This window comes from Marinobacterium nitratireducens, from assembly GCF_014645375.1.
In the GTDB taxonomy this organism is placed as follows: domain Bacteria; phylum Pseudomonadota; class Gammaproteobacteria; order Pseudomonadales; family Balneatricaceae; genus Marinobacterium_A; species Marinobacterium_A nitratireducens.
The window spans coordinates 133,309-146,483 of the sequence record NZ_BMLT01000002.1; the positions used below are offsets into that span (position 1 = coordinate 133,309).

Consider the following 13,175-nt stretch of genomic DNA (forward strand, 5'->3'; position numbering starts at 1 on the left):
AGCGCCTGATCGCGGCGCCCCGAAGACATCAAAGTGTATCGGATATGATACGCTGGGCTGTCAAGCTGCAGGAGGCGCCATGCCCTCTCTTCGTCTGCTCAAGCCAGGAATCGCTACCTGTCTGGCCTATCTTGGGACCGGTGCGCTTGGCCTGATGATCGCCATCGAGCCGGGTTTCGCCACGCTGTTGTGGTTGCCGGCGGGTATCGCCCTGGGCATGGCCATGCATTACGGACGCGCTGTCCTCTGGGGCGTTTTCCTCGGCTCTTGCCTGCTGAATATCGGCGTTGCCTGGCATCATACGCCGGGCCTGCTGGAGGCGTTACCGGTCGCGCTGATGATAGCGCTGGGGGCCACGCTGCAGGCGCAGACGGGCGCCTGGCTGGTGCGTCGCTATATCGGTCATCCGCTGGCGCTGCACCAGCCCGCGCAGGTCATGCGCTTCATTCTCGTTGCCGGCCCCCTCTCCTGTCTGATCAATGGCACCATAGGCCCGCTGGCGCTGCTGGTTGCCGGCCAGGCCCCGGTATCGCAACTCCCGCTCACCATGCTGACCTGGTGGATCGGTGACAGCCTTGGCGTGACCATGGCGCTGCCGCTGATGCTGGTGATGATACGCCCGTTGCGCGAGAACTGGATGCCGCCGGTCCGGCGCATCGGCCGCTCGCTGCTGCTGGTTGTGCTGGCCTCGCTGCTGGCTTTTCAGGTGCTCGACAGCAGCGAGCGCAGGCACCAGCTGCAGCGCCATCGCCAGTATGCCGAGGTGCAGCAGCGCGCCCTGCAGGACTCGCTGGATGGCGCGGTCAGCGCCGCCAGCGCGCTGCGCGGTTTCGTCGATACCATACCGGAGATTACCCCGGACAACTTCCGTCGTTTTACCGGGCAGTTACTGGACAATCACCGCGTATTGCAGGGCATTTCGTGGAATCCGCTGGTGCGCGAGAGCGAGGCCGCGGCGTTCGAGGCCCGGATGCAGGCGCTTTACGGCGGCGACTTCCAGATCACGCCGGCCGGAGCCCAGACCGCCGGCGATCGGGTGGTGGTGGGTTTCATCGAGCCGCAGGCCGGCAACCGCGAAGCGCTGGGCTTCGATGTCTTTTCCAACCCTGAGCGCCAGGCGGCCCTGCGGGCTGCCGGGCGCAGTGGCGAGGCGGTACCCACCGATGCCATACATCTGGTGCAGGCGGACGGTACCCAGGCCGGCGTGCTGCTGTTTATGCCGGTCTACTCGGCCGAAACGCCCCAAGATGCCAGCCGCTGGTCGCAGCTAAGGGGGTTCGCCACCGTGGTGCTGCGAATCGGAGATCTGGTGCGGCATAGCCTGGGCCCGTCGCTCTCGGCCAACGGTGACATACTGCTGCTGGACCCTGACGCCCCGCCGGCGAACCAGGTGCTGTTCGCCAGCGAAACGGGCATGACCGCCGGGCAGCTGCAGCAGCTCGAGGCGGACGGCGACATGGCGGTAATGGTGCGTTCCGAGATCCGCTTCGGCGCCGGCCACTGGGAGCTGCTGCAGTATGCCCGCGCCGCCTACCTGGAAACGCCCTGGATGCTGTATGGGCTGCTCAGCGGAGGTCTGCTGCTCTCGGGGCTCTACTGCTGGCTGCTGATGGTGCTGGCCGGGCAGCGCAGCCGGGTGCAGCAGCAGGTGATCGAGCAGACCCGTCAGCTGGCGCAGAGCAACGCCATGCTGGCCGAGGCGCAACGTGTCGCCGGGCTGAGTCAATGGATCTGGCGACCGGCGACAGGCTGTCACGTCTGGTCTGATGCCCTGCGCCAGCAGCTGGGTCTTCAGTCCGGGAGCGAGACCTCGGTCCAGGCCTTCCTGGCCCGATTGCAGCCGGCATGCCGCGATCGCGTGGCGGCCGCCATCGAGGACTGGCTCGGTGGCGCCAACTCGGCGCAAGCGCTGGTCTGCGAGCTGCAACCCCTTGCCGGCAAGTCACGCTATCTCGAGCTGCAGAGCGCCTGGGTCGGCGACGAGCAGGGACAGCCCGAATATCTCTCGATCGTGGTCCGCGATATCACCGAGCGCTGGCTTGCCGAGGAGCAGATACGCCGGCTGGCCTACTACGACTCCCTGACCGGCCTGCCGAACCGCGAGCTGTTCCATGAGAACCTGCGCCAGCAGATCTTACAGGGGCGTCGCGGCAGCCGCTTCGGTGCTTTGATGTTCATCGACCTCGACAACTTCAAGAGCCTCAACGACACCCTGGGCCACAGCGTCGGCGACGAGTTGCTGCGCGATGTCACGCTGCGCCTGCGCCAGGGATTGCGGGAGCAGGACATCATCAGTCGCTTCGGCGGCGACGAGTTCGTGATTCTGCTGCCCTGCACCTGTGCCGACGAGGATGCGGCGCGAAGCATGGGCGCGGCGGTAGCGCAGAAGGTCATCGACCTGCTGCAGCCACCGTTCCAGTTCGGCAGTTACAGTCACAGCGTGTCGGCCAGCGTCGGCGTGACCCTGGTGCCGCAGGGCACGGCCAAACCGGAAGTGCTGATCATGCAGGCCGACACCGCCATGTACCGTGCCAAGAATATGGGCAAAGGGCGCTACGCGCATTACGAGCCGGATATGCAGGCGGAGCTGCTGCAGCAGGTTCAGCTCGAGCAGGAGTTGCGCAAGGCGGTGTCGCAGGGGCAGCTGGAGCTGCATTACCAGCCGCAGTTCGACCGCGAACGACGCCTCGTCGGCGCCGAGGCGCTGGTGCGCTGGCGCCATCCACAGCAGGGGCTGTTGCTGCCCGGCAGCTTTGTCGGGGTGGCCGAAGAGTCCGGATTGATCGGTCCGCTCGGCGAGTGGGTGCTGGACCAGGGCGTGCGTCAGCTCGGACGCTGGAGCCGAGAGGGCTACGAGCTGGCGCGACTCTCGGTCAACGTGTGTCCCAGCCAGCTCGACGATGCCGGTTTCATCGACCGTCTCGACGCGCGCCTGGCCGCGGCCGGGGTGCTGCCGCAGCGGTTGTGCCTGGAGCTCACCGAGCAGGTGTTGCTGCCCCAGGCCAGCCTGGTACAGCAACGGGTCGAAGCGTTGCAGGAGCGGGGCTACTGTATCTCCATCGACGATTTCGGCACCGGCTACTCGTCGCTGAACTACCTCAAGAAACTGTCGTTCCACGAGCTCAAGATCGCCCGCGACTTCGTGCGCGACCTGCCGCTCGGGCGACGGGATTCGCTGCTGGTGAAGACCATTCTCAGCATGGCGCGCACCCTCGGGGTCGAAGCCATCGCCGAAGGCGTGGAGACCGTGGAGCAGTACGAGTATCTGTGCCAGCTCGGCTGCCAGCGCTTCCAGGGATTCTACCTCGGCCGGCCGGTGCCAGGGGCTGATTTCCAGCGCCTGCTGGCGACCGACTATGCGGTCGACGCCGAGGCCGTCTACGAAATCGATTGAAACGAAGAAACCCGGCGCGGGGCCGGGTTTCGGGAGGGGCGGCTGTTACCGGCTCAGGCCGGGGTGTCGCCCAGCAGTTCCTTCAGGCCCCAGAGCAACGGGGCGCGCTCGTCCTCCGGCAGCATGTCGGCGAGCTGGCGGATACTTGCCTCCAGATCCGCCACCTGAGGGCGATGAATGTTGACGTGGCCGACCTTGCGACCGGGGCGGATTTCCTTTTCGTACCAGTGCACGTCGCAGCCGGGCACCGCAAGCCAGCGGGTCGACCAGTCGCGGCCGAGCAGGTTCCACATCAGGGTGTAGCCATCGACCACCGGCGTGAACAGCGGCAGGTCCGCGACCGCGCGCAGGTGCAGCTGGAACTGGCTCGGGTTGGCGCCGGCCTGGGTCCAGTGGCCGCTGTTGTGGACGCGCGGCGCCAGTTCGTTGACCAGCAGATCGCCGTCGACGACGAAGCACTCCATCGCCATCACGCCGACATAGTCGAGCTCTTCCATGATCCGGGTCAGCCACTCTTCTGCGGTTGCCTGCAGCGGCTGCAGACGCTTCAGGCCGCCCACGCTGGCGTGCAGGATGCCCTGCCGGTGCAGGTTCAGGGTGAGCGGATAGAAGACGCAGTTGCCGTCGCGATCGCGGGCGCCGACCAGCGAGACTTCCTCGTCGAACGGAATCATCTTCTCTGCGATGCACTCGCCCAGCCACTCGTCCAGCGCCGGCTCGCCCTGCTGCCAGCGCCACTGTCCGCGGCCGTCGTAGCCGCCCTGGCGACGCTTGATGACCAGCTTGTCACCGACCAGCGCGAGGTGCTCGGTGGTGTGATCCGGGGTGATGTTGCACCAGGGAGCGGTGCCGACCTTGAGGTGGTCGAGCAGGCTCTTTTCGCTCAGGCGGTCGCGGATCACCTCGGTGGCGCGGGCGTTGAGAAAGCCCGGGTGTGCGGTCAGCTGGCGGCTGCGCGAGGTGTCGGGCCAGAGCTCCTGCTCGACGGTGACGACGTCGTCCGGGTTCAGGGAGACCGGCTCCTCCAGCGACGGATCGCAGGGCAGTACCTCGAGGCCCATGGGGGCGCCCGCCTGCTTCAGCATGCGACCGAGCTGGCCGTTTCCGATCACGGCGATACGTGGCAGCATGCTCAGCTCCTCGGGTCCGGGTTGTCCAGCACCGCCTGCGACTGGGCGCTGCGCCATTCCTGCAGTCGGGTCAGCAGGTCGCTGTCACGGGTGGCCAGGATCTGCGCCGCCATCAGGCCTGCATTGAAGGCACCGGCGCCGCCGATGGCCAGGGTGCCGACGGTCACGCCGCGCGGCATCTGGACGATGGAGTAGAGGCTGTCCATGCCGCTGAGCGCCTTGCTCTGTACCGGCACGCCGAGTACCGGCACCAGCGTCTTGCTGCTGATCATACCGGGCAGGTGGGCAGCCCCTCCGGCACCGGCGATGATCACCTCGAAGCCGCGATCGGCAGCCTCTTCGGCGAAACGGAACATCTTGTCCGGGGTGCGGTGGGCCGAGACCACTTCGGCATGGTAGGCGACGCCGAGGGTATCGAGAATATCGGCAGCCTCTTTCATGGTCGGCCAGTCGGAACGGGAGCCCATGACTATGGCGACTTTTGCACTCATTACCTTGTCCTGTCAGGAAATTCTAAGGAACCTTCGGGCGGGATCCGCAGCTCGCCCGGGCGTGGCAGAGGCGGTAGTCGGGAGGCGGGACCGGAAAAGGCCCGGCCGCAGAGACGGCTCTGCCGGAAAAACGCTCAAGAATAAGCCCAGGCCGGCGACAAGGCAATCTTTGATGGCATTTGAATGCAATTACCGGATTCAGGTGGCGTCGCTCCAGGCGACGTTTTCCGCCGTGATGGCGGCTTGCGGCAACTGTTCCTGCTCCAGCTGCAACAGCCAGTCGCTGGCGCAGCGGCCGGTGTGCGGCGTGCGGTTCTCGCCGGCGCGGTTGCCCGGGCTCAGGGTGGCGACCGGGATCCGCACCACCATCCTTCGGGCCAGACGTAGCGACGGCAGTGGTGCCCGGCGGTTGCAGATCAGGTGCACCGGCATGTTCAGAGCCCGCAGGTCGTGGCGGTGCGGGACGTTGGTGTAAAAGCCCGACAGCTCGTCGACGATGGCCGGCAGTTGCCGCAGGATCCGCTGCCGCTGTCCCGGTCGCAGCAGCCACCAGGCGGTGAGTCCGAACCAGAATTGCACCAGGGTGCGGGCCGCGAGGCTGTGAGCGCCGGCGGCCTGCAGCGCGATTATATTGCTGGCGAGACGGTTCGCGGCGTCCCATCCCTCCCAGTCGTGCAACTGACGCAGCAGGCCGAAGGCGGCGGGGTTGATCAGCGTCAGAGAACGCAGCTGGTCCGGCCGTTCCAGTGCTGTCAGCAGCGCCGGGATGGTGCCCATATCGTGGCCGACGAGGTGGCAGGGGCGCCCGGGCGAGGCCAGCTGGCGTCCGATCCCGTCGGGATCTGCGGCACTTGCGAGAAGCAGCGGGTGCTGATGGCCGAGCTGTTGCAGCAGGGCCTTGCACGGCAGCCAGCCATGGCTGCTGATCAGCAGAATGGGGCATCGGTCTTCGGAAACCGGCTCGGCCGGTAACGGGGCCAGCATATACTACACTCCCACAGGTGTCGGGCAGCCACTCGGGTGACTGCAAGCGTCCGGGTTGCTGCAACGTGCGGGGCGCTATTCGAGAGCCGGATAAAGCCGAGCGTCCGCACCGCTGCCAGTGCCTCTCTTGATGAGTGTGGCAACCCGGCCGCTCCGAAAGGAGCCCGTGGCTTTGCGTGATCGGCTGCGTGCTGATCGTGCCCGTTCAACTTCAAGGGGGGCGTCCTGAAACGTCAGTATCTCAAGCGCCCCTAAAAGCCTAGCGTCTGCTACGTCGCTCTGCCTTAGGAGTTTTGCCTAATTTGCCGGCCCCACCTCAGGCACATGCCTGCCAGGGATCCGGCTCCGCAGATGCGGGCCCGGCGTTGCGCCGGGACGCCAGCGCGAGCTGCGGTTGCAGGCGCAGCAGCAGTCCGGCGCATGCCAGCAGCACTCCGCTGCCTAGCCCGAGCCAGATCCCGGTGGCGCCAAGGCCAGCGCCATGGCCCAGCAAAAGCCCCAAGGGCAGCGCCAGTAGCCACTGGCTGCAGATGATCAGCTGCATTGGCCGGCGCGTATCCTGCAGGCCGCGCAGAAAGCCCGTGACCTGGGTTGCCAGGTTGTCTGCGGGCTGCAGCAGCGCCAGCAGCAACAGCAGCAGCGAAGCGGTTTCGAGTAGTGCCGGCCGGCCGCCGGCATCGGGCAGCAGCCAGAGGGTCAGGAGTTCGCGTCCTTCAAGCAGCAGCAGTACCAGCGGCAGGCCCCAGAGCAGTGCCAGCCACAGTTGAATGCGCAGCACCCGGACCATTGCGGCTGGGTCTTTGGCGCCGAACGCCAGTCCCGCTCTGACCGTGGCGGCCTGGGAAAGCCCCAGCGGCACGGCGTAGAGTACACCGGCAACACGAAGCGTGAGGGTGTGCGCCGCCAGCTCCTCGAGACTGAAGCCTGCGATCAGCAGGGTTGCCAGCAGGAAGACACCGGTTTCGCCGAGGCAGGTGACACCGATTGGCACACCCAGGCGCAGCAGCTTGCTCCGGCGCAGCGAATCGTTGCACAGCAGCAGGCGGGCAACGGGGCGATACCAGTGGGCCCGCCGTGCCTGCAGGCTATACCACAGCAGCAGGGTCGCGGCGCAGATAACGGAAGACAGTCCGATCCCCGCGAGGCCGAGCTCCGGCAGCCCCCAGTGGCCGTTCATCAGCGCGTAGTTGCCGAGGGCATTGAGCGGCAGGCTGATAAGCATGCCGCCGAGGATGGTGCGGGTATGCTCGAAGGCGGCGAAGCACTGATGCCAGACGCGGCTCAGCAGCAGCAGGACAAAGGTCAGGGCCAGCATGGGCGCATAGTCGCCGGCGGCCACGACCACCTCGCTTTCGGCGCCGATCAACTGCAGCAGCTGCGGTATCGCACCGATCAGCAGTGCGCCGGGCAGTGCCATGATCAGTGCCAGGCGAAAGCTCTGGGCGATCCAGACGGCGCAGTCGCTATCGCGACCGGCGCCCCGGCTTTCGGCCAGGACGGCCGAGAGCGCGCCGAGTATGCCACCGACGAGATAGACCAGGATCGAATAGAAGTCGCTGACGGCGGCGCCGGCGGCCAGGACCGGGCTGCCAAGCCAGGCCATCATTACCACGTCGGTGATGGCGATGCCCATCGACAGCAGCGATGAGAGTATCAGCGGTGTAGCGATTGCCAGGGTGCGGCCCAGCTCCCGGCGCAGTGTAATACCGATATTCATAGTCGACCTCCCGTTTATTCTGAGCATGACGGGACGTCGTCAATGTGGGCCTTTCTTTGGTGTCAAAGCCGCGTCAAAAGGAGCACTTCAGTATTCGAACCAGCGCAGGCAGTGCAGCAGACCGATCCGGCGCAGCTCGGGCTCGAGGGCGGAGCGGTCGATGCGCCCCTGCTGCAGGTCCAGCGACCGCCGGGCGTAAAAATGTGCCAGCGGCATGTCACGCCCGGCGGCGTAGGCCTCGAGCGACCGGCAGGCAGCCTGTAGCGCATCCGGGTTGCGGTCCCTCAGCGCCAGGTCGATCTGCAGCTGATGGACATGCAGCTGGCAGTGCGGCAGGCAGGCCGGCGTCAGCAGTCCCAATGCCTGCTCCATCAGCCGCTGGCGGCTGTCGGCGTCGGTCTGCCCGCAGGCTTCCACCGCGCGCAGCCAGGGCAGTATGAAGTGGCGCGCACCCGCTTCCAGACTGGCATTGGCGGCCTCGACATGACGCTCGAAGCCTTCGCGGTCGCCGCCCAGCAGCGCCAGATAGGCCAGCTGGGCGTTGCTGTCGGTCATGAAACGCCGTGCCCCCAGCTGCTCCGCCAGCTGCAGGCTTGCCCGGAAAGCGTCGATGGCTTTGGCCCTGTCGGCGCTGGCGAAGCAGTGCAGCAGCCCCTGGACGTTGAGCAGCAGGGCATCGGAGCGGGGCTCCGGTCGCCGGCGGGCCAACTGCCCGGCAATCTCCAGGTTGCGCAGGGCGCCGGTGTTGTCGAGCCGGTACAGCTGGCAGGTGGCGACCATGGCATAGTTGTTGACGGCCTCGGCCAGCAGGTCCTGTTCGATGGCGGTATCGACGGCGCGCTGAAAGTATTCCTGTGCCTGGCCCATGCGGCCCTGCAGGTAGTAGCCGTCGCCGACGCTACTGAGGGCGCGCACCTGCCAGTGTGGGGAATCGGACCTGGTGGCGCTTTCCAGTCCCTTGAGCGCCGCCTCGAGGCAGCTATGCTGCTCGCCAAGGGTGAACAGGATACTGCTGCGGGTGATGTGCAGCCGTGCCTGCTGGTCGCAGGACGGGCCGGCGCTCAGGCGCTCGGCGTAGTCGAGTGATTGCAGCGCCTGGTCGAACTGATCCTGGATGGTCTGGGCGCTGGCAATGCCGAGCCAGCTGTCGACCTGCTGCGAGGGCCGATCGCCAAGCCCGATGGCCTCGTCGAAGGCGGCGATGGCCTCGTCGATTCGGCCGAGCCGGATCAGCGCCTCGCCCTGCAACTGCTGCAGCGACCAGAGCAGACTGGTGTCGGCGACCGGCAGCGCCTGTTCGCAGAACCAGAGCGCACGCTGTGGTTGTTGACGAGCCAGCAGCTGGTGCGCGGCGTCACAGCTGCGCTCCGCGGCCAGAGGCTCGTCGGCGTGCAGCAGGTGTTCGGCCTCGCGTACCAGCGAGCGGCCGCAATAGAAGCGCGCCGCACACCGGTGGATATGCTGCCGCTCGCGGTGGTCGAGCTGGGCATAGAGACTTTCCTGCAGCAGGGCATGGGCGAATTCGAGCTGTCCGTCACGTACCCGCAGCAGACGCTGGCGTATCAGCGTTTCGATCAGCTCGGGCTCCGCCTCCCCCAGCGCCAGCAAATCCTGCTGCTCGAACTGCTGTCCCAGTACCGCCGCCAACCGGATCAGGCGCCGGGTGGGTGCTTCCAGTGCATCGACACGGGCGGCGACGAGACTGTCGATGCGCAGCGGCAGTGCCCTGTCTGCGGTGTTGTCGTCGTAAAATAGCAGCTGCTCGAGAAACAGTGGGTTGCCCGCGGCGCGCTGCCGGCAGCGCTGTGCCGCCGGGCTGTCGGGATCGTGGCCAAGGGCGCGGACCAGCCGGCGACTCTCTTCGCTGCGCAGCGGGGCCAGGTCCAGCGTCAGTAGCGGCAGTTCGCCGAGACTCGAGCGCCACTGCGGGCTGAATGGGTGGCCCCCGAAGCGGCTGGTCAGGGCCAGCAGGATCGGGCGATCGCTACCGGCACGGGCCAACGCGGTGAGCGCCGCGGCGGTCGTGGCATCGGCCCAATGGATGTCTTCGACCGCGATCAGCAGCGGTGCCCGGTCGCTCAGCTGATTCAGCAGTGTTTCCAGCACCGCCTGCTGCGGCAGGCCCGCCGACGAGCTGTTGTGCCGTTCCAGTCCCGCCAGTTCCGATAGCCCGGGCAGCGGGCCGTAGCGGCGCTGGTATTGATCGACCGCCGGCTCGAGCCCGGCGGCGTCGACCCGGTCGCCGAGCAACTGTCCCAGCACGCCCCTGAGCAAACGCTGCAGCGGGTTGTGGTCGCTGTGTTGTGCCAGCGGCAGCATTTCGGTGGAAAGACAGCGGAACCCCTGCTCTTCGGCACGCCGGACAAGCTGTTGCAGCAGGCGGCTCTTGCCCACCCCGGCATCGCCGCGGATGTAGACGACATGGGCGCAGCCGGCATCGCCGGTTGCCTGCAGATAGAGCTCGAGCTGCTGCAGCTCGAGACTCCGGCCGACAAAAGGACTGCTCGCTGCGGCCGCCCGCAGACCGCCCTGCACATGCCAGCCTTTGCCGTCCGTGCCGCGCCGCGCCTGGAGGCGGCCCCGGTAGGCAAGGTAGACCGATTCGCCGAGCCAGAGTCCAGGGGCGTCGGCCAGCAGCACCAGGCGACGGGCTTCCTGCAGTGCGGGGCCGGCGGCGCCCCCCGGGGGACGTTGCAGCAGCCGGACCGGCCCGTAGCTGAGGCCGGCAATCAGGGGCAGGCCCTGCTGTTCCGCCCAGTCCAGCAGCTGCAGGGCGCAGCGCAGGGCCCGGTCGCAGTCATCGTCCCGCAGCCGAGGCAGGCCGAACAGCAGCAGGCGCTGGTCAGCCTCTGCGCTGTCCAGTAAGCAGCCGCCGCTGTTCCGGCATATGCCTGTCAGCGCCCGTGTACGCGGGGCATCGTGCAACAGCGCGTCGTCCAGCTGCACCAGCAAAACGGCCAGTGACTTGATTTCGCTATCGTGCCCGGGCGCCTCGCCGGCGCCGGGATCCGTGGGTGGCTTTTCGACGTCGAGCTTCAGCTGCTCGCGGCGGTGCTGCAGCAGCCGGTACAGGTTCTGCGTGTTCTGGTCTGGCTCCATGTCCAGTTCGCGCCGCAGCAGGCTGCGACAGAGCTGGTACTGGCGCAGGGCATGGTTGTACTGCCCGAGCTTTGCATAGACCTCCATCAGCTGCCGGTGCACGTCCTCGCGCAGCGGGTCCAGCATCAGCAGCCGGGCGCCGAGGCGGGCGGCGTCGCTGAGGGCGTTGTGCGCCAGACAGTCGTCGAGCCGCTGTTGCAGCAGGTCCAGGGCCTTGCGGCGGTAGTGCTCGCGCTGCAATTGCAGCCAGTCTTCGAATGGATAGCTGCGGCTCTGGAAACCCTCTAGCAGCTCGCCGCCGCAGAGTGCGGCGGCTTCGCCGTCCTGCTGGCCGAGCAGCTGCTCGAAGCGCGCAACATCGGTCTCGAGGATGTTGGGGGCCAGCTGCAGGTGCTCGCTGTCGCCCACCAGCGCGGCGTCGCCCAGCGCCTTGCGCAGGCTTACCAGTGCCTGACGCAGGCTGTGCCGGGCCTGAGTCTCGTCGCTGTCTGGCCACAGCAACGCGGCAATGCGCTCGCGTCGCTGGTTGCCGGGAGTCAGCGCCAGGTAGGCCAGCAGTGCCATCGCTTTCTTGCTGCGCAGCGGACAGCTATTGCCATGGGCGTCGCTGAGTTCGAAGCCGCCGAGCAGGGTGAGTCGGAATCCGACCACGGCTTTATCCTGTTGTGAGCTGTCTTACATGCTATTACGGCCGCTGCCCGGCGGAAAGGTCGGAAACCGGCAAATGCCCGGATTGACGCTGCCTTGACGGTTGGCAGCGGCAAAGTTTGACGGCGATCCCCGAGGATGGGCAGTACGGGGCGGCAAGTTGCCGACCTGAAGTCCAATCCGGAGGAATTGTCATGTGCCGTCTTTGCACCCAGGCCCTGCCCGAAGAGGCCTTTGCCGAAAAACTGCTGGAAACCGTGAATGCGGCGGCTCTCAATCAGATGCTGTCGCTGGGGCACCGCAGCGGACTGTTCGACTGCCTGGCCGGCATGAAGCCGGCGACCAGCGCCGCGATCGCCGCCCGGGCCGGCCTCAACGAGCGTTATGTCCGGGAATGGCTCGGCGCGATGGTGGTGTCCGGCATTCTGCTCTATGACCCGGACGACGAATGCTATCAGCTGCCCGACTCCCACGCCGCCTTTCTGACCCGGGCGGCAAGCCCCAACAACCTGGCCGTGATGGCCCAGTTCATGCCGATGCTCGGTAGCGTCGAAAACAGGGTCCTGGAATGCTTTCGCAACGGTGGTGGGCTGCGCTATGACGAGTATCCGGGGTTCCACCGGGTGATGGCCGAGGATAGCGGTCAGTCCGTGGTGAGCTGTCTGTTCAGTCATATACTGCCGCTGGTGGACGGGCTCGAGGGGCGCCTGCAGCGGGGAATCGAGGTGCTGGACCTCGGCTGCGGCTCGGGCCGGGCGCTGCTGGCAATGGCGCAGCGCTACCCGGCGAGCCGCTTTGTGGGGCTCGACTTTTCCGCTGAGGCGGTGGGCAATGCCCGGCGCGAAGCCACCCGCCTGCGGCTGGAGAATATCGACTTCGAGGTACGCGACGTCGCGCGTCTCGATGATCGCGAGCGCTTCGGTCTGATCACGGCGTTCGACGCCATCCATGATCAGGCCGAACCGGCGCGGGTGCTGAGCGCCGCGGCCAGGGCCCTGCATCCCGAAGGTATCTTCCTGATGGTGGATATCGCCGCGTCGAGCCGCCTTGAAGACAATATCGGTCATCCGCTGGCGCCGACGCTCTATGCCATTTCCTGCATGCACTGCATGTCGGTGTCCCTGGGTCAGGGTGGCCCCGGGCTCGGTACCGTCTGGGGGCGCGAGCTGGCGCAGCAGATGCTGCGGGAAGCAGGGTTCCGGCACACCAAGGTGCATCGGCTGGAGCACGATATCCAGAACTATTATTACGTTAACCGCAAGGCGTAAGGCGTGCCGGTGGTGTCGGCGCCGCCTTGCCGTTTTCCGGGGTGCCGTGCTTTAATCCGAGGTGATGAAGATACTCCCGGTTCACCGCCTGCTGGCGGCCTTGATGCTGATCGTTCTGACGCTGGCGCTGGTTGTCCAGCTGGCGCAGACGCGTCTGCACCCTGGCGCCGCCGGCCCGATGGTCGATATGGGTCTGTCCATGACGTCGCATTGCGACGGCTGCACCGACGCCAGCCAGTCTGCCGACTGCGCCGACGGTCTGTGCAGCGGCGTGGCGGCGATGGCGATCGCGGAGGAAGTGGCCGCCATCGCCGCGCCCGAGCACGCCGAGCGGGCGCAGATCCCGCGCTTTCATCCCGGCCTGCGCGCCGCCCCCGATCCACAGCCTCCCCGTCTTTCACTGACCGTCTGAAACCTTATCCGCCTGTCGGCGGGTGTCGAAAC

At 66.8% G+C, this 13,175-nt stretch carries 8 protein-coding genes; 3 read left to right on the top strand and 5 right to left on the bottom strand.

Annotated features, from left to right (window positions below):
* Nucleotides 1–79: 79 nt before the first annotated feature.
* Nucleotides 80–3,394, top strand: a complete 3,315-nt coding sequence (locus IEX85_RS03620; RefSeq protein ID WP_188858405.1) for an EAL domain-containing protein — start codon at nt 80–82, stop codon at nt 3,392–3,394.
* 53 nt (nt 3,395–3,447) lie between these two features.
* On the opposite strand, the gene purK is transcribed toward IEX85_RS03620, so the two are convergent.
* From purK to IEX85_RS03645, 5 genes are all read right to left on the bottom strand, one after another.
* Entirely contained in the window at nt 3,448–4,524 is a 1,077-nt protein-coding gene (gene purK, locus IEX85_RS03625; RefSeq protein WP_188858408.1) for a 5-(carboxyamino)imidazole ribonucleotide synthase, read from the bottom strand.
* A gap of 2 nt (nt 4,525–4,526) precedes the next feature.
* On the bottom strand, nt 4,527–5,015 hold the full coding sequence (purE, locus tag IEX85_RS03630) for a 5-(carboxyamino)imidazole ribonucleotide mutase (RefSeq protein WP_188858410.1): 489 nt from the start codon (nt 5,013–5,015) through the stop codon (nt 4,527–4,529).
* Between the two features lie 198 nt (nt 5,016–5,213).
* Nucleotides 5,214–5,999, bottom strand: a complete 786-nt coding sequence (locus tag IEX85_RS03635; protein ID WP_188858411.1) for an alpha/beta fold hydrolase — start codon at nt 5,997–5,999, stop codon at nt 5,214–5,216.
* Nucleotides 6,000–6,315: 316 nt separating this feature from the next.
* On the bottom strand, nt 6,316–7,716 hold the full coding sequence (locus tag IEX85_RS03640) for an MATE family efflux transporter (RefSeq protein ID WP_188858413.1): 1,401 nt from the start codon (nt 7,714–7,716) through the stop codon (nt 6,316–6,318).
* A gap of 87 nt (nt 7,717–7,803) precedes the next feature.
* On the bottom strand, nt 7,804–11,466 hold the full coding sequence (locus IEX85_RS03645) for an ATP-binding protein (protein ID WP_188858415.1): 3,663 nt from the start codon (nt 11,464–11,466) through the stop codon (nt 7,804–7,806).
* Nucleotides 11,467–11,657: 191 nt separating this feature from the next.
* Between IEX85_RS03645 and IEX85_RS03650 the strand changes: the two genes are divergently transcribed.
* Entirely contained in the window at nt 11,658–12,731 is a 1,074-nt protein-coding gene (locus IEX85_RS03650; protein ID WP_188858417.1) for a class I SAM-dependent methyltransferase, read from the top strand.
* Nucleotides 12,732–12,795: 64 nt separating this feature from the next.
* Entirely contained in the window at nt 12,796–13,143 is a 348-nt protein-coding gene (locus IEX85_RS03655; protein WP_188858420.1) for a hypothetical protein, read from the top strand.
* Nucleotides 13,144–13,175: the final 32 nt, after the last annotated feature.